This window comes from Microbacterium sp. (assembly GCF_051953575.1).
Taxonomy (GTDB): Bacteria; Actinomycetota; Actinomycetes; order Actinomycetales; family Microbacteriaceae; genus Microbacterium.
In genome coordinates this window covers 47,270-70,337 of sequence record NZ_JBQCIP010000020.1, presented here as the reverse complement: position 1 = coordinate 70,337, position 23,068 = coordinate 47,270, and the positions used below count along the sequence as shown (strand labels likewise).

Here is a 23,068-nt window from a genome sequence, read left to right as displayed (position 1 = left end):
CCAGGAGTACACGGCCGTCGGCATCCGTGTCGCCCTGCACCCGCAGGTCGACCTCGCCACCGAGCCGCGCTGGTCGCGGCAGCTGCAGACGTTCGGCGAGGACGCGGAGGTGTCGGGCGAGCTCGGCGCCGCGTACATCCGAGGGTTCCAGAACGGCGAGTCGTTCGGACCGGGGGCGGTCTCGACCATGGTCAAGCACTTCCCCGGCGGCGGCCCCCAGCAGGACGGCGAGGACCCGCACTTCGAATACGGCCGCGAGCAGGTGTATCCCGGCGGCGAGTTCGAGCTGCACCTGAAGCCCTTCGAGGACGCGTTCGCCGCCGGCGTGCGCCAGGTGATGCCGTACTACGGCATGCCGGTCGGCACCGAGTACGAAGAGGTCGGCTTCGGCTTCAACAAGTCGGTGCTGACGGGCCTGCTGCGGGAGCGCTACGGCTTCGACGGCGTGGTCTGCACCGACTGGGGCCTCATCACCGACGCCGAGATCATGGGCCAGCCGTTCCCGGCTCGCGCGTGGGGCGTCGAGCACCTCACCCGTGAAGAGCGCATGGTCAAGATCATCGAGGCCGGCGCCGACCAGTTCGGCGGCGAGGCGTGCCCCGAGCTGCTCGTGGAACTGGTCGCGGACGGGCGCGTCGCCGAGGAGCGACTGGATGCCTCGGCCCGGCGCCTGCTGCGCGAGAAGTTCGCGCTCGGCCTGTTCGAGGACCCGTACGTGGACGCCGAGGCGGCCGACCGCATCGTGGGCTCGGCCGAGTTCCGGGCGGCGGGGGATGCCGCGCAGCGCGCCGCGCTGACGATCCTCGCGAACCGCGGCGGCGCCTTGCCGTTCACGAAGGGTGCGAAGGTGTACGTCGAGGGCATCGACGCCGAGACGGCCGCCGCCTACGGCACGGTCGTCGAGACGCCCGCCGAGGCCGACATCGCGGTGCTGCGCCTGCAGGCGCCGTACGAGCAGCGCGGCAACGGGTTCGAGTCGTTCTTCCACGCCGGCTCGCTCGAGTTCCCCCAGGACGTCGTCGCGCACGTGGCCGATGTCGCCGCGGCCGTGCCGACCGTGGTCGACGTGTTCCTCGACCGGCCCGCCATCCTCGGACCGATCGTCGAGAGCGCGCACGCGGTCGTCGCCAACTGGGGTGCGAGTTCCGCGGCTCTCCTCGACGTGCTCACCGGCGCGGCCGAGGCCAAGGGCCGGCTGCCGTTCGACATCCCGCGCTCGATGGCGGCCGTCGAGGCCTCGCGCCCCGACGTCCCGTTCGACACCGCGGACCCGCTGTTCCGCTTCGGGCACGGCCTCTCGCTGTAGCGCCTGCCCGCCCGGCCCGTCCGGTCGCCTCGCGCCGTGCGCGGGGCACCGGACGGACGGCGGGTGCTGTCCGTGCCCACCCCGTTCGGAGTACCCTGTCGCGCATGCCTCGTCTTCTCGTCCGCCGTCCGTCGCCCCGTCTCGCCGAGGGAGAGCTGACGCACCTGGATCGCGTGCCGGTCGATCCTGACCTCGCTCTCGAGCAGTGGCAGGCCTACGTCGATGTGTACCGGCGCCACGGCTGGGACGTCGTGGAGGTCGAGGCGGCAGATGAGCACGCCGACGGCGTCTTCATCGAAGACACGGTCGTGATGTTCGGCGATCTCGCCGTGCTCACGCGCCCCGGCGCGGACTCCCGGCGGGGCGAGATCGACACCACGCGCGCCGCACTGGAGCGGGCGGGCATCCCGTACGTCGCGATCGCCGAGCCGGGCACGCTCGACGGCGGCGACGTGCTCAAGGTGGGGCGCACGGTGTACGTCGGCCGCACGCTCCGCACCAACGACGCCGGCATCGCCCAGCTGCGCGACGCGCTCTCGCTCCGCGGCTGGACCGTCGTCGCCGTGCCGGTGACGAAGGTGCTGCACCTCAAGAGCGGTGTGACCGCCCTCCCCGACGGCACGGTGGTCGGCTATGAGCCGCTCGTCGATGATCCCGGGGCCTACCCCGAGTTCCTCGCCGTGCCCGAGGAGCACGGCACGGCGGTCGTGGTCCTCGGCCCCGACACGGTGCTCATGTCGTCCGACGCCCCGGCCACCGCAGAGCTCTACCGCAGCCGGGGCCTGGAGGTCATCACGACCCCCATCAGCGAGTTCGAGAAGCTCGAGGGCTGCGTCACCTGCCTGTCTGTGCGGGTGCGCGACCAGGACTGACGCATCCGGCGACCCGGCGAGCACCGCCACCCATCCGAGCAGTCCGCCGGCGCGGGCAGTGAGCGCGGTCAGGTGCCTGCGCCGGGCACGACCACGACCGGGACCGGGGCGTTGCGCAGGATCTTCGACGCACTCGATCCGAGGAACACCTGGGCCAGGCGATGCGTCGACGACGAGCCGACCACCAGCACGTCGCCGTCGGTCCAGCCGACGGACGACACCGCAGTGCTCCAGTCGGGAGCGGCAGAGATCCCGTACTCGACCTCGTCGTCGGCGAACCCCAGAGTCCGCAGATGCGCGACCGCCTCGTCCTGCGCGGCGACGGCCTGGGTGGTCCACGTGTCGATGACCTGGGCCTGGGCGTGGCTCACGTCCGTGGTGACGGGGCGGCGGGCGGGGTCGACGAGGAACGTGACCAGCCGGATGCGAGCCGCAGAGGTGCGTGCGATCCCGGCGACGCGGTCCAGCAGCGACCAGCTGGCGTCGTCGTCGCGGAAGCCGACCGTCACGCGCGAGACCGCGCTCGTCGTACGGTAGCTGCGCGGGGCGATGGCCACCGGCAGCGGTGACGAATGGACGAGCCGATCCGTCTTCGACGTGAGGCGCACCCGCCCGGGCGCGGCCTCTTCGGCGGATCCCACGACGATGAGCGAGGCATCCCGCGTCGTCGCCTCGTCGATCAGTGCGGCGGGGACGGAGCGCCCCGTGATCCACACGGCCTCCGCCTCGAGTTCCGGGTGGTGTGCGAAGTCCGCGACGGCGAGCTCGGCGCTCAGCTGTCCCTCGCCCGCAGCCCACTCCTCGTATTCGCGGTCGACGCCGCCGGCGAGCGGCGTGCCCCACCCCTGCGGGACGACCGACACGGCGACGACGGGCTCGGGGTGCGAGCGGGCGAACTGGAAGGCGAGCTCGAGGGCGCTGCGGTCGTCGTTGCGCGGGCCGTAGCCGACGACGTAGGTCACTGCTCCTCCTCCGGGTGGATCGGCTCGGCGATCTGCTCGTCGGAGGTGTAGTCGTTGAGCGTCGCGTGCCTGCGGCCGTAGAACCAGTAGTAGAGCAGGACGATCGCGATCCAGCCGCCGAAGATCGCCCACGTGATCGCGGCGAGCCCCGACAGGATGTAGATGCACGCCGCGATCGTGAGGATCGGCACCACCGGGTACAGCGGCACCCGGAACGGCCGCTCGAGGTCGGGCTTCGTGCGCCGCAGCACCATGACGGCGAGGGCGACGACGATGAAGGCCATCAGCGTGCCGATCGACACCGTGTCCCACAGGTAGTCCGAGGGCACGAAGCCGGCGACGATCGCGACGATGACCGAGACGACGACCGTGTTGTAGATCGGGGTGAGCGTCTTGGCGTTGACGTGCACGAAGCGGCGCGGCACGAACCCGTCGCGCGAGATCGAGAACAGGATCCGCGTCTGACCGTAGAGCGTGACGAGAGTCACCGAGAAGATCGAGATGACGGCGCCGGCGGCCAGGATCGTTCCCCAGATCGGTGTGCCCGTCACGTTCTCGAGGATCTTCGCGAGTCCGGCCTCACCGGCCTCCTCGGTGGAGAAGAACTCGACGGGCTCGGCGGCGAGGCCGGCGATCGCCACGAGGATGTAGACCGTCGACACGATGATGAGCGCGCCGATGATCGCCCGCGGCAGCGCCTTCTGGGGATTGCGCACCTCCTCGCCCGCGGTCGCGACGGCGTCGAGGCCGATGAACGAGAAGAAGATCGTGCCGGCGGCGGCACTGATGCCGGCGGCGCCGAACCGGAAGAAGTCCTCGAAGTGATCGGCATTGAACGCGGTGAGGCCGAGCACGATGAACAGCGCCAGCACGCCGAGCTTGATGAGCACCATGATCGTGTTCACGGCCGCCGATTCGGCGACGCCGCGGATCAGCAGCAGGCAGCACAGCCCGACGAGCACGACCGCGGGAAGATTGATGACGCCTCCGGTGGGGGCGCCGTCCGAGCCCGGGATGAACGACACCGACAGCGCGTCCGGCAGGCGGAATCCCAGGGTGTTCTGCAGCAGCTCGTTGAAGTAGCCGCTCCAGCCCACCGCGACCGCCGACACCGCGACGCCGTATTCGAGCAGCACGCAGCCGGCGATCACGATCGCCCAGATCTCGCCCAGTGCGTGATACGTGTACGAGTAGGTCGACCCGCTCACCGGGATCGCCGCCGCGAGCTCGGCGTAGCAGAGCGCCGACAGCCCGGCGCAGATCGCCGCGACGATGAACGAGATGATGACGGCCGGGCCGGCCTTGGGGATCGACTCGCTCAGCACGAAGAAGATGCCGGTGCCGACGGTCGCGCCGACACCGAACATCATCAGCTGGAACGTGCTGAGGTTGCGGGCGAGCTCCTCGCCCTTGTGGTGCTTGTGCTGCACGATGATGGGCTTGCGCCGAAAGAGCTGCGCGCGGACTGTCCCCATGGCTCACTCCCACCGGTCTTCCGGGCCTCGACGCCCGGGGGTGCGCCAAGTCTCGCGGGTCGCTCGCCCGGCGTACAGACCCCCGCTGTGCGTCTCGCACAACCCGGCGGCCTCACGTCTCGCACCACGTTTGTGTGAATTCGCCAGTGGCTTTGATGCTGGCTTGTGGGAGTCCTACCGTCGGAGTGACCTTCCCCCTGTCCCTCGTCTCGAGAGGTGATGACATGGCTGACGCCGCCGTCCGCTCCAAGAAGCCCGCCGTCCACAAGCGCACGCCTGCCGGCGGAGCCCCGACCGCGCCCCACACCGCGGCCGAGGCATCCGATCCCCGCATCGACGTGAACGCGGTCACCGACCTGCTGCTCGGCACGTGGGCGGACACCCGCCGCGAGGCGCGCGAGATGATCAAGGACCCCGCGTTCTGGCGCATCGACGGGCAGCCGATGCCCGAGCACCGTGAGCGCGTGCTCAGCCAGCTGCACCTGCTCGTCGAGCACGGCGGCTCGCGCCGCGCGTTCCCCGAGGACTACGGCGGCCTGAACGACAACGGCGCCAACCTCGCCGGGTTCATGGAGCTCGTGCTCGCCGATCCCAGCCTGCAGATCAAGTCGGGCGTGCAGTGGGGCCTGTTCGGCTCGGCTATCTACCAGCTCGGCACGAAGAAGCACCACGACCAGTGGCTCCCCGGCGTGATCGACCTGTCGATCCCCGGTGCGTTCGCGATGACCGAGATGGGGCACGGCTCGGACGTCGCCGCCATCGGCACGACCGCCACGTACGACCCCGACACCGAGGAGTTCGTCATCCACACGCCGTTCCGCGCGGCGACGAAGGACTACCTCGGCAACGCCGCGCTGCACGGCAAGGCGGCGACGGTGTTCGCGCAGCTCATCACGGGCGGCGTGAACTACGGCGTGCACTGCTTCTTCGTGCCGATCCGCGACGACGAGGGCGGCATGCTGCCGGGCGTCACGAGCGAGGACGACGGCGTGAAGGGTGGCCTCAACGGCATCGACAACGGCCGTCTCGCGTTCGACCACGTGCGCGTACCGCGTTTCAACCTGCTCGACCGCTACGGCCAGGTCGCCCCCGACGGCTCGTACACGTCCGACATCCCCAGTCCCGGCCGCCGCTTCTTCACGATGCTCGGCGCGCTCGTACAGGGCCGCGTGTCGCTGGACGGCGCCGCCACCACGGGTACCGCGCTCGCGCTGTACATCGCGCTCACGTACGCGAACCAGCGCCGTCAGTTCGACTCGGGCGCCGGCACCGAAGAGGTCGTGCTGCTCGACTACGGCAAGCACCAGCGCCGGCTGCTGCCCCTCCTCGCCCAGAACTACGCGCAGTTCTTCGCCAACGACGAGCTGCTCAAGAAGTTCGATGCCGTGTTCTCGGGCCGCAACGACACCCCGGAGGAGCGAGAGGACCTCGAGACCCTCGCCGCGTCGCTCAAGCCGCTGAGCACGTGGAACGCGCTCTCGACGATCCAGGAGGCGCGCGAGGCGTGCGGCGGTTCGGGCTTCATCGCCGACAACCGCTTCGTGGGCCTGCACCAGGACCTCGACGTCTACGTCACGTTCGAGGGCGACAACAACATCCTGCTGCAGCTGGTGGGCAAGCGTCTGCTGGCCGACTACGCCAAGCAGTTCAAGGGCAAGGATGCCGCGGCCCTCGCCCGGTTCGCGGTCGGGCAGACCGCGGGCAAGCTCTTCCACGGGGCGGGCCTGCGCCAGCTCGGCCAGGCGGTCGCCGACTTCGGCTCGACGGCGCGCTCGGTGGAGTTCGGCCTGCGCGAGGACCAGCAGCACGAGCTGCTCGCGGGCCGCGTGCAGCAGATGGTGGCCGACGTCGCCGGGGCCCTGCGTCCCGCGTCGAAGCTGTCGCCGGCCGATGCGGCGGCGCTGTTCAACAGCCACCAGGCCGAGCTCATCGAGGCTGCGCGTGCGCACGGCGAGCTGCTGCAATGGGAGGCCTTCACCGACGGCATCCACCGCGTGTCCGACGAGGGGACCGCGCAGGTGCTGACCTGGCTGCGCGACCTGTTCGGCCTGCACCTCATCGAGAAGCACCTGGCGTGGTACCTCATCAACGGGCGCCTGTCGACGCAGCGGGCGGCCTCCGTCTCGCGCTACATCGACCGGCTCACCGCGCGGCTGCGCCCGCACGCGCAGGACCTCGTCGACGCGTACGGCTTCGCCCCGGAGCACGTTCGCGCGCCCATCGCGTCGGGCGCCGAGCGCGAGCGTCAGGACGAGGCCCGCGCGTACTACCGTGCGCTCGCCGCGTCGGGTGAGGCGCCGGTGTCGGAGAAATCGCTCAAGAAGAAGTGAGCCGTCGGGTCTGGGACACCCCGAATGTCACGAAAAGGTAACGATGACTTCGAGGGTGTCCCAGATCGTCTTCCGGCGGACATATCCCTTATGAAGGCAGCCTTCACCCGACTGCGCATACGGGCTTCGTGCATCGGGAGCGTCTTCATGGGGACCGCGAATCGGGAACGCGGTCCCCTTTCTCTTGCCCGGCGCACGCCAGGAAGCGGATGCCGCGGGGTGCGGCATCCGTCTGGTTCAGCTCAGTTCTCGGACCAGCCGCACATGCCGCATTCGCCGGTCGCCGAGACCTCGACGAAGCAGTTCGGGCACATCGTGCGGATGCGCTCCGGCACGACCGGCTTGGGCGCGCGCCGCTCCGCCGCAGGGCGCGGGTTCTTGGCGCGGGTGGCCGCGGCCGGAGCCGCGACCTGAGGCTTCGGCGCCGCCTGCGGCACGTGGTACGCGCAGTAGAAGCGCACGTAGCCGTCGTGGTTCTTGGGGTGGCGGTGCTTGAACGCCCACAGCTCGGTGCGGGGGAGCAGTTCCGAGTCGGGGCCGCACGAGAAGCACCGGGTGGGCTCGCCCGGCACGACGTCGGCCACCAGCACGGGGTCCTCGAACGGGACGGCATCCCGCCAGTCCGCCGACGCGACGATCTTCATGATCCTGCCTCCCAGCTGCGCGGGCGTGGACAGCCCGACATTCCAAGGTAAGCGACGCGCGCGGCATCGGGGAATCGGGCCGGTGGCGAGCGGCTGAACGAGGCCGACGTCGGAGCCGAACCCTAGGCTGACACGGTGAGCACCGACGTCCGCACCGGAGCCGACGGGCGCGCGCGCTGCGCGTGGGTCGGCGACGATCCCGAGTACGCCCGCTACCACGACGAGGAGTGGGGCGTCGCCCTGCACGGGGATCGCGCGCTGTTCGAGAAGCTGAGCCTCGAAGGCTTCCAGGCGGGGCTGTCGTGGATCACGATCCTGCGCAAGCGCCCGCGGTTCCGTGAGGTGTTCGCCGGCTTCGAACTCGACGCGGTCGCGGCGTTCGGGCCCGACGATGTCGAGCGTCTGATGATGGATGCCGGCATGATCCGCAACCGGGCCAAGATCGAGGCCACGATCTCGAACGCGCGCCTCGTGCAGCAGCTCGACCCCGGTGAGCTCGACGCGCTGATGTGGTCGTTCGCTCCGGCATCCCACCGTCGCCCCGCGACGTTCGCCGAGGTGCCGGCGACGACGCCGGCGTCGGACGCGATGAGCAAGGCGCTCCGCAAGCGCGGCTTCCGGTTCGTCGGGCCGACCACGATGTACGCGCTCATGCAGTCGGCCGGCATGGTCGACGACCACGTGGACGGGTGCTGGCGCACGCTCTGATCGGTCATTGACCCGTGATGCGTGATGCGTGATGATCGATGCGTGCGCACGACACTCACGATCGACGACGACGTGCTCGCCGCGGCCAAGCAGTTCGCAGACGCGCGGGGACTGACCCTCGGCGAGGCGATCTCGCAGCTCGCGCGGGCGACCCTCACCGAACGGCGCCGGCACGGCGGCACCCGCAACGGCATCGTGCTGCTGCCCGCGCAGCCCGAGGCCGGGCGCGCCACGCTCGACGACGTCACCGCGCTGCAGGACGACACCCCATGACGCGCTACCTGCTCGACGTCAACGCGGTGATCGCCCTCATCGACCCGCTGCACGTGCACCACGACCGCGCACACCGGTGGTTCGCCGAGCGCGGAGGCGACACGTGGCACACGTGCCCGCTCGTGCAGAACGGCGTCGTTCGCGTGGTCAGCCACCCGACGTATCCCAACATCCAGCCGGCGCCGGTCGTGCTCGCGAGTCTCGCGAGCCTCGCCGCGCGCGATGACCACGTCTTCCTGCCCGACACGGTGAGCCTGCTCGACAGCTCGGTCCACACCGAACGGCTGCTCGCGAGTTCGCAGGTCACCGACACGTACCTGCTGCATCTGGCCGCGTCGAACGACGCACAGCTGGCGACATTCGACACGCGCATCGTCACGTCGGCCGTCCCCTCGGGGGCGACCGTGGTGTTCGAGATCCCTTAGCGGTCGCACCCCCGTCGCCGATGGGGAACTGTCCCCATCGGCGATCCTCTCGCGGTCCCCTACGCTCGGCAGGGGACGAAAGGGGTGATCGTGGCCGAGATCGACGTCGACCTGGCTGCGCTCGAGACGGCGCGGTCGCGCGTCGGCGGCGCCCTCGACACGTTCCGCAGCGCCGACCGGGTGGGCGACGATCTCGCCGACCTCACGGGGGAGGCGCGGCTGGCGGGGCGCGTGCGCGACTTCGCCGGCAACTGGGATCACAACCGGGGCAAGCTCGAAGATCAGCTCGTGGCCGTCGGCGACTGGCTCGACGCGATCGCCGAGACCCTCACCGAGCTCGACGAAGAGATGGGCTGACGCGTGGCTTCGGGACTGGCGATCGAGTTCGAGGACGTCTTCGCGGGCGAGCCCGACGAGCTCGAACGGCGGGCTCGCCGGCTGCAGGCGACCGCGTCCGCGATCGAGCGGGCCGCCGATGCACTGCGCGACATCGTCGACGGCCAGATCTCGCAGGCGACCGATGCGCTGCGCGACAGCGCGGATGAGGCGGCCCGCGGCCTGCGCCGCGCCCATCGGCGGTACGGCGGCACCGCGACCGCCCTCACGACCTTCGCCGTGGAGCTTGGGCCCATCCAAGACGCGGCGCGCGCGGCCGTCGAGGACGCGGACTACCACCAGGACCGCGCGTACCGGCTCGAAGGCGGGATCGACGACCTCGACAACGCCATCACCCTCGCCGAGGCGAAGGGCGAGTCGACGACCTCGCTCACGCAGGAGCGCCGGGCGACCTACGACGACATCGCCGCCTCCCGCGAGCACGTCGACAGTGCGCGCGCCGCCCTGTACGACGCGCGGGATCGGATCCGGGATGCCGCGGACCGGGCGATCCGCGAGATCGAGACCGCCATCGAGCACGGCGCCGACTCGTGGGGCGACAACTGGGACCAGTTCTGGGACGGTGTCGGCGACGTCCTCTCGGCCGTGGGGGACTGGCTGGGCACCGTGCTCGCGCCCGTTCTCGACTGGCTCGGGCAGGCGCTCAGCGCGCTGGTGTCGTCGCTCGTCGTGCTGCTGATGGTCGTGATCGCCGCGGCGCTGATCGGCATCGTCTTCACGGCGTTCGGCGTCGTCGGCCTGCTCGTGCTCGGTCTCGTGCTCGCGGGCCTGATCGTCGCGCTGGCCGTCGCCGAGCAGGCGGGCTCGCCGCAGCTGCGCAACAGCAAGACGGAGACGACCAGGGACGAGTTCGAGGCGCGGGACTATGAGGGCCTCATGAAGCAGCTCGCCCTGCAGGACGAGCACGGCAAGGACTCGCTCACCGAGATCCGGGTGGTCGCCGTCCACGACGAGGACGGCAACATCGTGTCGTGGCGGGTGCAGACGCCGAGCACGCAGAACTGGGGTCCGTTCAACACCGACGGCGCGATGAACGACCTGCGCACCGACCTCATGCTGTCGCTCTTCCCCGAGATGCGCACGCAGTACGAAGAGGCTGTCTGGCAGGCGATGACAGACGCCGGGGTGTTCGAGAGCGACGCGCCGATCATGTTCACGGGCTGGTCGCTCGGCGGCATGATGGCCGGTGAGCTCGCGACCGATCCGCGGGTCGCGGATCGGGTGGAGTCGGTGTTCGTCGCGGGCTCGGCGATCGACAAGCACTACGGCGACATGCCCGACGGCGTGCGCGTCACCCAGATCAAGAACGGCATCGATCCGGTCCACACGCTGGAGTTCGTGGGCCTCGACCCGGTCGACCGCTTCGCCGCCTTCGACTCCGACTGGCAGGAGTACCGCCCGCTCGTCTGGCCGATGCACGACGCCGCCATGTACGGTGAGCAGGCCGAGCACTACCTGCCGGAGCCGAGGCCGGGCGACGGGATCTTCTTCGCGGGCGAAGGCGACGGCGGCTATGAGGAGGTGTACGTTGCGCAGTACTCGCGTGGCTCGTGACCGCGTCGGACGGTTCAGGATCCCGGCGGCGCTCGCTCTGCTCGCACTCGGCTCGCTCGCGCTCGCCGGCTGTGCAGGGAACCCCGACGTGACCGACCTGGAGACGCAGCTGTCAGAGGTCGACGGGGTGAACGATGCGACCGTCAGCGTCACCCATTCGAACTTCCCGTGGGAGACGCAGCTGGTCGTGACGCTGTTCATCGAGGACGCCACGGAGGACGGCGTCGTGGACGTCGCCCGTGCGGCCGCTCCGGTGTTCGTCGCCGATCCGGTGGGTTCCCGTCACGACGTGAGCATCTACTTCATCCCCGGACAGCAGAGCGACTACGAGAGCGACTTCGACGCGCAGGGCAAGGAGGTGCCCGTCACTCCCGACGTCGCCGCCGCCCTCGGGGTGCCCGACACCGGTCCGTACTCCCTCCGGCTGTCGCCCGCGCAGATGAGCGCGATCGCGGACGGCGAGTGAGTGGGTCGCGCGCGGAGGCGGAGCCGCCGCGGCTGACCTTCCAGCTGCCGGGTCGCTGGCTGACCGTCGATCCGCGCGACGAGCGGCAGGCGCGCGCCCAGATCGAGGCGACGGTCCAGGATCTCGTGGGAGCGGCCGACGACGCGGCGATCGCGCGGCGCCGCCTGCGTGACGCCTTCGATCGGGCCGTCGCCGCCGCCCGCGAGGCCGAGGCGCACGCCCTGTTCCTGTGCCTCGAGGCTGCGCCCGGCGTCTGGACGCCGGCATCCCTCACCGTCCACGCTCCGAAGCGGCTGCGCATGACCCCCGCCGTGGGGACGAGCGCGGATGCCGTGCTCTCGGTGCTGCGCGACGGGCTGGCGTCGTCTCGCATCGGCGTCGACACCGCCCGCCGCCTGGACGGCCCGCGGGCGAGCGTGCTGCGCACGGACCGCGAGTACGAGGAGACCGTGGAGGAGGACGGCATCGCGGTCACCGCGACCAGGCTCGAGGCGGACTACTGGTACGCCGTGCCGGGTTCGAAGCACGTGGTGCTCGCGAGCTTCGCGACGCCGCTGGGCGAACTGCGCCACGCGATGCTGAGCTTCTTCGACTCGATCGCGCTCGCCGCCTCTTTCGGCGCTCCCGCGCAGCACGCCTAGGACGCCGTCGCGGGCGTGCCCGTCGCTGCGCGCAGACCTATGCGATGGAATGAACAGCGGATGCCGCCGGTTGGCCTCCGCGGAGGCTCTTCATGGACTACGGACACGCGCTCGAGTTCGGCGCGTTCATCACCCCGTCGGCCGCAGCGCCCGATGCGCCGGTCCTGCTGTCGCAGGTGGCCGAGGCATCCGGTCTGGATCTCGTCACCTTCCAGGACCACCCGTACCAGCCCGCCTTCCTCGACACGTGGACGCTCATGTCGTTCGTGGCGGCGCGCACCGAGACCATCCGCATCGCGCCCAACGTGCTGAACGTGCCGCTGCGCCCGCCGGCGGTGGTCGCACGAGCAGCCGCGAGTCTGGACCTGCTGTCGGGCGGCCGCTTCGAGCTCGGCCTCGGCGCCGGTGGGTTCTGGGACGCCATCGAGGCGATGGGCGGCGGGCGCCTCACCGCGGGGGAGTCCGTGACCGCGCTGGGTGAGGCGATCGACCTCATCCGGGAGCTCTGGCGCACCGACCAGCGCGGCGGGGTCTTCACAGACGGCCGCTTCCACCGCGTGCACGGGGCCAAGCGGGGACCGCGTCCAGCGCACGAGGTCCCCATCCACATCGGCGCGTACAAGCCGCGCATGCTCGCCCTCACCGGGCGCAAGGGCGACGGCTGGCTGCCGTCGCTCGGCTACCTCAAGCCGGGCGACCTCGCCCGCGGCAACGCGGCCATCGACGAGGCGGCCGCCGGGGTCGGCCGCGACCCGCGTGAGATCCGCCGGCTGCTGAACATCGGGCAGCTCGCCGCCGACGCCGGCGAGTTCGCCGAGCGTCTCGCGCAGCTCGCGGTCGACGACGGCATCGGCACGTTCATCCTCGCCGGCGACGACCCGAACCTGCTGCAGTTCTACGGCGAGGAGGTGGCGCCCGCGGTGCGGGAACTGGTCGCCGCCGCGCGCAGCGCGACAGGCGTCGCCGTCGCGCCGGCCCGGTCGTCCGTCGCGCTCGCCGCGCGTCGCGAGGGGATCGCCTACGACGACGTGCCCGCCGGACTCCGGGCCATCGAACCGGGCGACTTCGAGTACGGCGACGTGCGCTCCACCTACATGCGCGGGGGTTCCCCCGGGATCGTCCTGCAGCCGGCCACGGCCGCGCAGGTGGCGGAGGCGGTCGGGTTCGCCCGCCGGCATCCCACCATCCCGCTGTCGGTGCGCAGCGGAGGGCACGGCATCAGCGGACGCAGCACGAACGACGGCGGCATCGTCATCGACCTGCGGCTGCTCAACGCGATCGAGGTGATCGACACCGGCCGGCGTCTCGTGCGCATCGGACCCGGGGCCCGCTGGGCGCAGGTCGCCGCGGCGCTGGGCGAGCACGGCTGGGCGCTGTCGTCCGGCGACTACGGCGGCGTGGGCGTCGGTGGACTGGCGACGGCCGGCGGCATCGGCCTGCTCTCGCGCGAGCACGGTCTGACGATCGACCACCTGCGTGCGGTTGAGGTGGTGCTCGCCGACGGGTCGATCGTGCGGGCTGATGCCGAGTCGCACCCGGAGCTGTTCTGGGCGATCCGCGGCGCAGGGGCCAACGTCGGCATCGTGACGGCGTTCGAGTTCGAGGTCGACGAAGTCGGGCAGCTCGGTCACGCGCAGCTCGCCTTCCAGGTCGACGACGTCCCCGCGTTCCTCGAGGGCTACGGGCGCATCGTCGAGTCGTCGCCCCGCGACCTCACGTTGTTCCTGCTCACCGGTGCGCCGCAGCCCGGCCAGCCGCACATCGTGCAGCTGTACGGGATCGTCGACTCAGACGATCCCGACACGATCATCGCCCGCCTGCAGCCGTTCGCCGAGCTCGCGCCGCTCGTGCAGCAGCAGGTGCGGCTCACGACGTACGCGCAGGTCATGGCCAACGCCGACCTCGGACCCCAGCACGGTGCGGGCGAGCCCCACTCGCGCTCGGCGCTCGTCGAGCATGTGACGCCCGCCTTCGCCGAGGCGGTGGATCGGATGCTGCGCACCGGCGCCGTCCCGTTCTTCCAGCTCCGGGCGGTCGGCGGGGCCGTCTCCGACGTGGCCGAGGACGCCACCGCCTATGCGCACCGGTCCGCGAACTTCTCGGTCGCCGCGCTCGGCGGAAACCCCGACCGCCTGGACGCGGCGTGGCGCTCGCTGGCGGCGCATACGCGCGGCATGTATCTGAGCTTCGACTCGTCCGATCGGCCCGAGCGCATCGCCGACGCCTTCCCTCCGGCGACGCTGGAGCGTCTGCGCGCGGCGAAGGCGACGTACGACCCCGATGCGGTGTTCCGCGACAACTTCGCCGTCGACCCGGCCTGACCCCGCGGCCCACCGGCCGCGGGAATCGAGCAGGATTCAGGAAGCAGGATGTCCGGGTTGCCGGGCAGACTGGGGCGCATGGCATCCGAACCCCGCAGCGCCGCGCCCCATATCGCCGACTCCCACGAGGTCATCCGCGTCGTCGGGGCGCGTGAGAACAACCTGAAGGACGTCTCGGTCGAGATCCCCAAGCGCCGGCTGAGCGTCTTCACCGGCGTGAGCGGCTCGGGCAAGTCGTCGCTCGTGTTCGCGACGATCGCGAACGAGTCGCAGCGCCTCATCAACGAGACCTATCCGACGTTCGTCCAGCAGTTCATGGGGCAGTTGAACCGGCCCGACGTCGACGCGCTCGAGAACGTGAGCCCCGCGATCATCGTCGACCAGGAGCGCATGGGCGCCAACGCGCGCTCCACCGTGGGCACCGCGACCGACGCGCACGCCATGCTGCGTCTGCTGTTCAGCCGGATCGGACAGCCGCATGTCGGATCGCCGCAGGCGTTCTCGTTCAACATCCCCTCGGTGTCGGGCGCCGGCGCCGTGACCCTGGAGAAGGGCGGCAAGAAGGTCAAGGAGCGCCGCTCGTTCGAGATCACCGGCGGCATGTGCTCGCGCTGCGAGGGGCTCGGCGAGGTGAGCGACATCGACCTGGACGAACTGGTCGACAAGACCAAGTCGCTCCAGGAGGGGGCCATCCAGGTCCCGGGCTACAGCGCCGACGGCTGGATGGTGCGGCAGTACGCCGAGTCGGGCTTCCTCGATCCGGCCAAGCCGATCCAGGACTACACCGACGAGGAACGCGCCGCGTTCTTCTACAGCGAGCCGATGAAGGTCAAGGTGCAGGGCATCAACATGACCTACGAAGGGCTCGTCCCGAAGGTCACCAAGTCGATGCTGCAGAAGGACCGCGACGCCCTCCAGCCGCACGTCCGCGCCTTCGTCGAGCGCGCGGTGAAGTTCATGGCCTGCCCCGACTGCGGCGGCACGCGCCTCAACGAGGGGGCGCGCTCCTCGAAGATCAACGGGATCAGCATCGCGGATGCCGCCGCCATGCAGATCTCCGACCTCGCGGCATGGCTCGACACGGTGGACGACCCCGCGGTGGCGCCGCTCATGGTGGGGCTGCGCCAGACGATCGCCTCGTTCGTGGATGTCGGTCTCGGGTATCTGTCACTGGACCGCGCCTCGGGCACGCTGTCGGGCGGCGAGGCGCAGCGCACCAAGATGATCCGCCACCTCGGATCGGCGCTCACCGACATCACGTACGTGTTCGACGAGCCGACCGCGGGCCTGCACCCGCACGACATCCAGCGCATGAACGACCTGCTGCAGCAGCTGCGCGACAAGGGCAACACGGTGCTCGTCGTCGAGCACAAGCCCGAGGTCATCGAGATCGCCGACCACATCGTCGACCTCGGCCCCGGCGCCGGGCGCGCCGGCGGAGAGGTGCAGTACGAGGGCGATGTCGCCGGCCTCCGGGCCTCGGGCACGCTCACCGGTCGCCATCTCGACGACCGCGCGAGGCTCAAGGAGTCCACGCGCGCCGCGAAGGGAGCCCTCGAGATCCGCGGCGCCACGCAGCACAACCTCAAGAACGTCGATGTCGACGTGCCGCTCGGCATCCTCACCGTCGTGACCGGCGTCGCGGGCTCGGGCAAATCGTCGCTCATCCACGGCAACGTCCCGGGCTTCGACGACGTCGTGGTCGTCGACCAGTCGCCCATCAAGGGCAACCGTCGGTCCAGCCCGGCGACCTACACCGGCATGCTCGACACGATCCGCTCTGCCTTCGCGAAGGCCAACGGCGTCAAGCCGGCGCTCTTCAGCGCCAACTCCGAGGGCGCATGCCCCGCGTGCCGCGGCCTCGGCGTCATCATCACGAACCTCGGCTTCACCCAGAGCGTCGAGACCCTGTGCGAGCTGTGCGAGGGGTCCGGCTTCAGCGACGAGGTGCTGGAGTACACCCTCGACGGCAGGAACATCGCCGAAGTGCTCGCGATGTCGGCCGACGAGGCATCCGCGTTCTTCACGAAGGGCCCCGCCCACACGACCCTCACCCGCATGATCGACGTGGGACTCGGGTACCTGACCCTCGGACAGGCGCTCAACACGCTGTCGGGCGGCGAGCGGCAGCGCCTGAAGCTCGCGATCTCGATGGCGAAGAAGGGCGCGATCTACGTGCTCGACGAGCCGACGACGGGCCTGCATCTCGCTGATGTCGACAACCTGCTGGCGCTGCTGGACCGCCTCGTCGACGCCGGCAACAGCGTCATCGTGATCGAGCACCACCAGGCCGTGATGGCGCACGCCGACTGGATCATCGACATCGGTCCGGGGGCCGGTCATGACGGCGGATCGATCGTGTTCGAGGGCACCCCCGCCGAACTCGTCGCGGGTGCCCGCACCCTCACTGCGAAGCACCTGCGGGAGTACGTCGGCGGGTGAGCCCGAGGCCCGCGCATGGGTGATTGTCCCCATGCGCGGGAACAGAGGTTCCCAGATGGACCGGCTATTCTGGACCGGATCCCGTCTTCGCTGTGCATGGTGACGCCCCACGTCACCGTCGGCACGGACGACGATGCCGCCGCCGCTCCCCAGGAGGCTGACGTCCCATGAGGTCCTTCGCGTGGTTGCGCGCGCGCCCGCGCACGCTGGCTTCCGCCGGTGTGGTCAGTGCGGCCGCGGTGGCGATCACCACCCTCGCGTTCGTCTACGACGGCCTGCCGACGACCGAGGTCGACCTGCACGACGGCGGTGTCTGGGTCACCAAGCAGTCCAGCCTGCTCGTCGGGCACTTCAACCACGAGTCCGAGGTGCTCGACGGTGCGCTGCGCACGCCGAGCCAGGACTACGACATCCTGCAGTCCGGCGCCACCGTGCTGATGGTGGATGCCGAGAACTCGACCGTGTCGACGGTCGACCCCGCGAACGTCGCGCTCGCCGAGCCGGCCGACCTGCCGGGTTCTGCGGTCGTGGCCCTCGGCGGTCAGACCGTGGCGGTGCTCGACACCGCGAAGGGCGGCCTGTGGGTCGCGCCCGCCGGCGGCAGCCTGAAGGTCAAGGGCGAGGACCCTCTCGCCGAACTCGGCAAGGGCGCCGCCGTCGCAGTCGGCCTGGACGGCACCGTGTACGCGGTGTCGCCCGACAAGGGCGAGATCGTCGTCGTGCGCACCGACGCCGAAGGCGAGCCGGGCGACCCCGAGTCGCGCACGCTCGACGGGCTGAAGAAGGACGCCAAGGCGTCGATCACCGTCGTCGGCGACCAGCCGGTGGTGCTCGACTCCGACAGCGGCACGGTCTTCGTGAACGGCACGCAGGTGAAGGTCCCCGAGGCGACCGAGGTGCAGCAGCCGTCCGCCGCGACGGGCGCGGTGGCCGTCGCCACGAGCAGCGGGCTCGTGCGCGTGCCGTTCGACGGCTCGAAGCCCCAGACGACGGATGCCGGACGCGACGGGACCCCCACCGCACCCGTGTACCTCGACGGGTGCACGTACGCGGCCTGGAGCGGGTCGGGCCGGTTCGTGCGCGACTGCACCGGCGACGCCGACGACCTGAAGAGCGACGTCAAGGGCCTGGAGCCGACGTCGGTGCTGAGGTTCCGCGTGAACCGGGACGTCATCGTGCTCAACGACGTCGTGAGCGGCGCGACCTGGATGGCCGTCGAAGACCTGCAGCGCGTCGACAACTGGGATGAGATCACGCCGCCCGAGGGCGACTCCGAGGACGACGAGCAGACGACCGAGGACACGACGGAGACGACGCTCCCCAAGCGCTCCGAGATCAACACCCCGCCCACCGCGACCGACGACGACTTCGGCGTGCGCCCCGGCCGCACGACGATGCTCGCCGTCCTCGACAACGACAGCGACCCCGACGGTGACATCCTCACCGCGCGCGTGACCGGCGACGGCCCCTCGTTCGGCGAGATCCAGCAGGTCGACAACGGGCGGGCGCTGCAGATCGCGGTGCCCGACGGGGCGACAGGCTCCACGAGCTTCACCTACGAGATCACCGACGGCCGCGGCGGTACCGACACCGCGACGGTCAAGCTCTCGGTCCATGGCTGGGACGTCAACGAGGCCCCGAAGGCCAAGCGCACCACGACCGTCGCGGTCGAGGCCGGTGGCACGGTCACCTACAACGTCCTGCCGGACTGGTACGACCCCGACGGCGACGACGTCTTCCTGAAGTCGGCGTACGCGTCCGACGGCGACGAGTCGGACTTCACGTCGGACGGCCGCGTCACGTTCCGCGCCGTCGGCGGCACGCAGGGCCGCAAAGAGGTGCCGGTCGTCGTGTCGGACGGCACTGACGACGGCACCGGCGGCGTGCGCTTCGACGTGAAGCCGATCGGCTCGACGATCCCGGTGACCAACGCCGACTACGTCGTCGTGCGCGTGGGCAAGACGGCGACCGTGTCTCCGCTGCAGAACGACGTCAGCTCCACGCGCGAGCCGCTGCGCCTCGCGCGGGTCGACGAGGTCGCGGGCGCGACGATCAACCCCGACTACCCCAACAAGACCTTCACGTTCACCTCCGACACCCCGGGCACCTACTACGTGCAGTACCTGGTGGCGGCGGGCGTCGAACCCGTGCCCGGCCTCGTGCGCGTCGACGTCATCGAGGAGTCCGACGTCGACCTGCCCCCGGTGGCGGTGCGCGACATCGCCCTGCTGCCGGCCGGCGGCGAAGTGCTCGTCGACGTGCTGCAGAACGACAGCGACCCGAACGGCGGCATCCTCGTCGTGCAGTCGGTCACCGCCGAGTCCAACGCCGGCATCGGCGTCGCGGTGCTCAACCACGAGACGCTGCGCATCACCGACCAGGCGGCGCTGTCCCAGCAGGTGCGCATCACGTACCGGATCTCGAACGGCTCGCAGCAGGCCGAGGCCGACGTCATCGTGATCCCGGTGCCGGCGCCCGCGCAGCTGCGTCCGCCCGTCGCCAACGACGACCAGGCCGTGGTCCGCGCCGGCGACGTCGTGACGATCCCGGTGCTCGACAACGACTACCACCCGAACGGCGACACGATCCACGTCGCGCCCGACCTCGTCGAGCCGCTCCCCGACACCGAGCGCGGCGAGGCGTTCGTCTCGCAGGACGCCGTGCGCTTCCGCGCGTCCGACGAGCCGGGCACGGCCTACGTCACCTACGAGGTCGTCGACAGCACCGGGCAGAAGGATGCCGGCTACATCACCATCCAGGTCGTGCCGGTGAACCTCGAGACCAACGCCGCGCCGCGTCCGCGCGACATCACCTCGCGTGTGCTCACCGGCAGCCGCGTCCGCATCGCGGTCCCGCTGGACGGCATCGACGCCGACGGCGACTCGGTCGAGCTCGTCGGCATCGACTCTCCCCCGAAGAAGGGCCGCATCGTCGAGACCGGGTCCGACTACCTCGTGTACGAGGCGTTCGGCGACACGTCGGGCGTCGACGGCTTCACCTACCGGGTCCGCGACCGGCTGGGCGCCGAGGCGACCGCGACGATCAGCGTCGGCATCGCACCCGGCGAGGCTGCGAACCAGGCGCCCTACGCGGTGAAGGACGCCATCGTCATGCGCCCCGGACGCACCGTCGCGGTGCCGGTGCTGGCGAACGACTCCGACCCCGACGGCGACCGCTTCGGGCTCATATCCGACGCTCTCGTCATCCCCGACGGCTCGGGCATGAAGGCCAAGGTCCAGGGCGACCGCGTCGTGGTCACCGCGCCCGACAAGCCGATCGAGACCTCGCTGCAGTACTCCATCAAGGACGCCCGCGGTGCGAAGGCCACGGCGGTGCTGCAGATCACGGTGGCCGAGGACGTGCCGCTGCTCCCGCCCGTCGCCCGCGACGACTTCGTGCGCGCGACCGACGTCGAGGACGGCGTGACCGACGTCGAGGTGCTCGCCAACGACGAGGATCCGGACGGCACGATCGAGGCACTGACGGTGACCGTGAAGGATGCCTCGGCCCGCGTGGTGAAGGACGGCAAGGTGCGCATCACGCTCACCGACGCGTCGCAGCTCATCCAGTACACGCTCACCGACGAGGACGGCAACACCGCCTCCGCGTTCGTGCACGTGCCCGGTCTGTCGAGCCTTCCTCCCGTGCTGACGACCGTGAAGCCGATCGAGGTCAAGAGCGGCGAGACGATCGAGATCCCGCTGGCCGACCACGTGCGCGCGGCCGACGGCGGTGCGGTGATCCTGACCGAGGTCGCGAAGGTGTCCGCCGTGCACAACGACGGCTCGGGCCTCGTCAAGGATGCGAAGACGCTGGTGTACACGTCGGCCCAGGGCTACTTCGGTGACGACGCGATCACCTTCCAGGTGACGGACGGCACCGGACCCGATGATCCGGAGGGGCGCGTGGCGACGCTGACGCTGCCCGTGCTGGTGCTGCCACCCGACAACCAGCAGCCGACGTTCGCCAATGGTGCGATGGATGTCGCCCCAGGTGAGGAGCCCACCGCGCTCGATCTGACGTCCCTGACGACCGATCCCGACGAAGACGACCTCGGGGGCATGGCATACGAGATCGTGGGCGGCTCGCCGGCGGGCATGACCGCGTCGATCTCGAAGGGCGAACTGCGCGTGAGCGCGGCTGCCGACACCAAGAAGGGCACCGCCGCGACGATCAGGCTGAAGATCACCGATGGAGTGACCCAGCCCGTCGAGGGCTCGGTCACGGTCAACGTGACGGCATCCACTCGTCCGCTCGCGACAGCGAACGACGATGTGGTCGACGAGGCCCACCAGGGGAAGACGGTCTCGGTGGCCGTGCTCGACAACGACTTCAACCCCTTCGCCAAAGAAGGCAAGGCACTGAAGGTCACCGCAGCCTCGGTAGACACCGGAGACGGGGTGGCGAAGGTGTCGGGCGACAAGGTCGAGGTGACGCCCAGCAAGGACTTCTTCGGCACCATGGTGGTGCGGTACCGGATCCAGGATGCCACCGCCGACGTCGACCGCGAGGTCGAGGGCCGCATCCGTCTGACGGTGCAGGGCCGGCCCGCGACGCCCGGCACGCCGATCGTGTCGAGCGTGCAGGACCGCACCGTCGTGCTGTCGTGGACGCCGCCCGCCGACAACGGCGCCGAGATCACGGGCTACACCGTGACGTCGACGACCGCGGCGTACACCAAGAAGTGCTCGTCGACGACGTGCACCCTCGACGGGCTGACGAACAACGTCAAGTACAACTTCACCGTCGTAGCGACGAACCGGGTGGGCGATTCCGACCCGTCCGCTCCGTCGGCCGAGGCGCGCCCCGACGCGCGTCCTGACACGCCGCAGGCGCCGACGCTGGTGTTCGGCGACTCGAGCCTCACCGTCTCGTGGGTCACGCCGTCGACGCCGGGGTCGCCCGTGGAGTCGTTCAACCTGCAGATCTCGCCGGCGCCGCCCTCGGGCGTCGCCCTCAAGAAGGGCCTGACCGGCAACTCCACGGTGTGGACCGGATTGGAGAACGGCGTCTCGTACCAGGTGCAGGTGCAGGCCGTGAACCTCGCGCCCGAGCCGTCCAGCTGGAGCCCCTGGTCGGTGGCCGAGGTACCCGCCAAGGCTCCTGAGCCGCCGGCAGCCCCCACCACCAACCGCCTGGACTCGCTGGGAACGCAGTCGCAGCTCGAGGTGGTGTGGACCCCGCCTGTCACCAACGGTGCCGCGATCTCCGCATATCAGGTACAGGTCCTGCAGGGCGGCACCATCAAGAACACGATCGACGTGAGCGCGAGCTCGACGCGTCAGGTCGTCAACGTGCCGAACTCCACGACGAACTACACGTTCCAGGTGCGTGCGCAGAACAAGGCGGGCTGGGGCGGCTGGAGCGCTGCATCCGCCGAGCGGCGCGCGTTCGGCGCCCCGGGTGTGCCGACCGGCGTGACCTTGTCGACCCCCACCGGCAACAGCGCAGTCGTGGTCGCCTACAACGACGCGCCCGGCAACGGCGCGACCGCCGACGAGATCGGATACGAGTACTCGCTGAGCGGCGGCAATTGGACCGCGATGCCGGGCAGCAAGACGATCGGCGGCCTGTCCAACGGGACGACCTACACGATCCGCGTGCGTGCGTACACGTCGATGGACGGAGTCAGGTACACGGGCGAGCCGTCGGCGGCCTCCAACGGAGCCATTCCGTACGGCCCGGTGAAGACCCCGGGTGCGAGGGCGACCGCAAGCGGCACGGACATCACGTTCTCCTGGTCGCCCCCTGCCGAGAACGGGCGCGCCATCACGAAGGTCGAGACCAGCATCGACGGCGGCGCCTGGACCAACCGCGGCACCGCCAGCGGCAGCCAGACCGTCGGATACGGCTACAGCCAGACGCACACGATCCGGGTCCGGGCATGGGACTCGGCAGGCCAGGTGTCGGCCATCGCCAGCGACTCGGCCACCACGGTCGCCCCGCCGCAACCGCGGGCGTGGGTCACCAGGGGAGGCTCCGCGCAGGGCCAGGCCGGCTGCTCCAGCGCGGATTGCGCCTACTTCGTGGTCAACACGAAGGACTTCCCCGCCGGGGACTACCGCGTATCGTGCAACGCCACCGGCCCGTACGGAGGCACGCCGTTCGCCGGCGGGTCGACAAGGTCGCTGCCTGCGAACGGTTCCGTCCAGCTCGGCTGCTACTTCGGCGATGCCGGGGAGCAGGTCTGGGTGACGATCTCGGGCTGGGGCGACGGCGAGCGAAGGACCTGGTAGCTGTGCGGCATCCGCTC

General features: G+C 70.5%; 16 protein-coding genes. 13 read left to right on the top strand and 3 right to left on the bottom strand.

What is annotated here, in order from left to right:
• Together ACTHNQ_RS01590 and ddaH are read left to right on the top strand one after the other, a co-directional pair.
• The coding region (locus ACTHNQ_RS01590; protein ID WP_440330692.1) for a glycoside hydrolase family 3 N-terminal domain-containing protein at positions 1–1,306 on the top strand (1,306 nt) is incomplete at its 5' end.
• A 104-nt stretch (positions 1,307–1,410) separates the two neighbouring features.
• Entirely contained in the window at positions 1,411–2,178 is a 768-nt protein-coding gene (gene ddaH / locus ACTHNQ_RS01585) for a dimethylargininase (protein WP_440330691.1), read from the top strand.
• A gap of 68 nt (positions 2,179–2,246) precedes the next feature.
• Here ddaH and ACTHNQ_RS01580 read toward each other — a convergent pair whose 3' ends face one another.
• Positions 2,247–3,140, bottom strand: a complete 894-nt coding sequence (locus ACTHNQ_RS01580) for a universal stress protein (RefSeq protein ID WP_440330690.1) — start codon at positions 3,138–3,140, stop codon at positions 2,247–2,249.
• Positions 3,137–4,615 carry an APC family permease gene (locus tag ACTHNQ_RS01575; RefSeq protein ID WP_440330689.1) on the bottom strand — a complete coding sequence of 493 codons (1,479 nt, stop codon included), beginning with the start codon at positions 4,613–4,615 and terminating at the stop codon, positions 3,137–3,139. The genes ACTHNQ_RS01580 and ACTHNQ_RS01575 overlap by 4 nt, the downstream gene beginning before the upstream one ends.
• Before the next feature lie 224 nt (positions 4,616–4,839).
• Here ACTHNQ_RS01575 and ACTHNQ_RS01570 point away from each other — a divergent pair, with 224 nt between their 5' ends.
• Positions 4,840–6,945, top strand: a complete 2,106-nt coding sequence (locus ACTHNQ_RS01570) for an acyl-CoA dehydrogenase family protein (RefSeq protein WP_440330688.1) — start codon at positions 4,840–4,842, stop codon at positions 6,943–6,945.
• A 242-nt stretch (positions 6,946–7,187) separates the two neighbouring features.
• Here ACTHNQ_RS01570 and ACTHNQ_RS01565 read toward each other — a convergent pair whose 3' ends face one another.
• Positions 7,188–7,589 (bottom strand): hypothetical protein, encoded by a 402-nt coding sequence (locus tag ACTHNQ_RS01565; RefSeq protein ID WP_018170433.1) that lies wholly within the window; start codon positions 7,587–7,589, stop codon positions 7,188–7,190.
• Positions 7,590–7,724: 135 nt separating this feature from the next.
• Here ACTHNQ_RS01565 and ACTHNQ_RS01560 point away from each other — a divergent pair, with 135 nt between their 5' ends.
• The 10 genes from ACTHNQ_RS01560 to ACTHNQ_RS01515 all read left to right on the top strand — a co-directional run bounded on the left by ACTHNQ_RS01560 (position 7,725) and on the right by ACTHNQ_RS01515 (position 23,051).
• A complete protein-coding gene (locus tag ACTHNQ_RS01560; protein ID WP_440330687.1) occupies positions 7,725–8,297 on the top strand; it encodes a DNA-3-methyladenine glycosylase I in 573 nt (190 codons plus the stop codon).
• A 42-nt stretch (positions 8,298–8,339) separates the two neighbouring features.
• On the top strand, positions 8,340–8,570 hold the full coding sequence (locus ACTHNQ_RS01555; protein ID WP_440330686.1) for a hypothetical protein: 231 nt from the start codon (positions 8,340–8,342) through the stop codon (positions 8,568–8,570).
• Positions 8,567–8,995 (top strand): TA system VapC family ribonuclease toxin, encoded by a 429-nt coding sequence (locus ACTHNQ_RS01550; protein ID WP_440330685.1) that lies wholly within the window; start codon positions 8,567–8,569, stop codon positions 8,993–8,995. The genes ACTHNQ_RS01555 and ACTHNQ_RS01550 overlap by 4 nt, the downstream gene beginning before the upstream one ends.
• A gap of 90 nt (positions 8,996–9,085) precedes the next feature.
• Positions 9,086–9,352 (top strand): hypothetical protein, encoded by a 267-nt coding sequence (locus tag ACTHNQ_RS01545; protein ID WP_440330684.1) that lies wholly within the window; start codon positions 9,086–9,088, stop codon positions 9,350–9,352.
• Positions 9,353–9,355: 3 nt separating this feature from the next.
• Positions 9,356–10,945 carry a hypothetical protein gene (locus ACTHNQ_RS01540; protein ID WP_440330683.1) on the top strand — a complete coding sequence of 530 codons (1,590 nt, stop codon included), beginning with the start codon at positions 9,356–9,358 and terminating at the stop codon, positions 10,943–10,945.
• Positions 10,935–11,411 carry a hypothetical protein gene (locus ACTHNQ_RS01535; RefSeq protein WP_440330682.1) on the top strand — a complete coding sequence of 159 codons (477 nt, stop codon included), beginning with the start codon at positions 10,935–10,937 and terminating at the stop codon, positions 11,409–11,411. Before ACTHNQ_RS01540 ends, ACTHNQ_RS01535 begins: the two co-directional genes overlap by 11 nt.
• A complete protein-coding gene (locus ACTHNQ_RS01530) occupies positions 11,408–12,052 on the top strand; it encodes a hypothetical protein (RefSeq protein ID WP_440330681.1) in 645 nt (214 codons plus the stop codon). The genes ACTHNQ_RS01535 and ACTHNQ_RS01530 overlap by 4 nt, the downstream gene beginning before the upstream one ends.
• Before the next feature lie 92 nt (positions 12,053–12,144).
• Positions 12,145–14,373: an LLM class flavin-dependent oxidoreductase gene (locus ACTHNQ_RS01525; RefSeq protein WP_440330680.1), complete on the top strand. Its 2,229-nt coding sequence runs from the start codon at positions 12,145–12,147 to the stop codon at positions 14,371–14,373.
• A gap of 78 nt (positions 14,374–14,451) precedes the next feature.
• A complete protein-coding gene (locus ACTHNQ_RS01520) occupies positions 14,452–16,815 on the top strand; it encodes an ATP-binding cassette domain-containing protein (RefSeq protein WP_440330679.1) in 2,364 nt (787 codons plus the stop codon).
• A gap of 167 nt (positions 16,816–16,982) precedes the next feature.
• Positions 16,983–23,051, top strand: coding sequence for an Ig-like domain-containing protein (locus ACTHNQ_RS01515; RefSeq protein ID WP_440330678.1), 6,069 nt, complete (start codon positions 16,983–16,985; stop codon positions 23,049–23,051).
• Positions 23,052–23,068 lie beyond the last annotated feature (17 nt).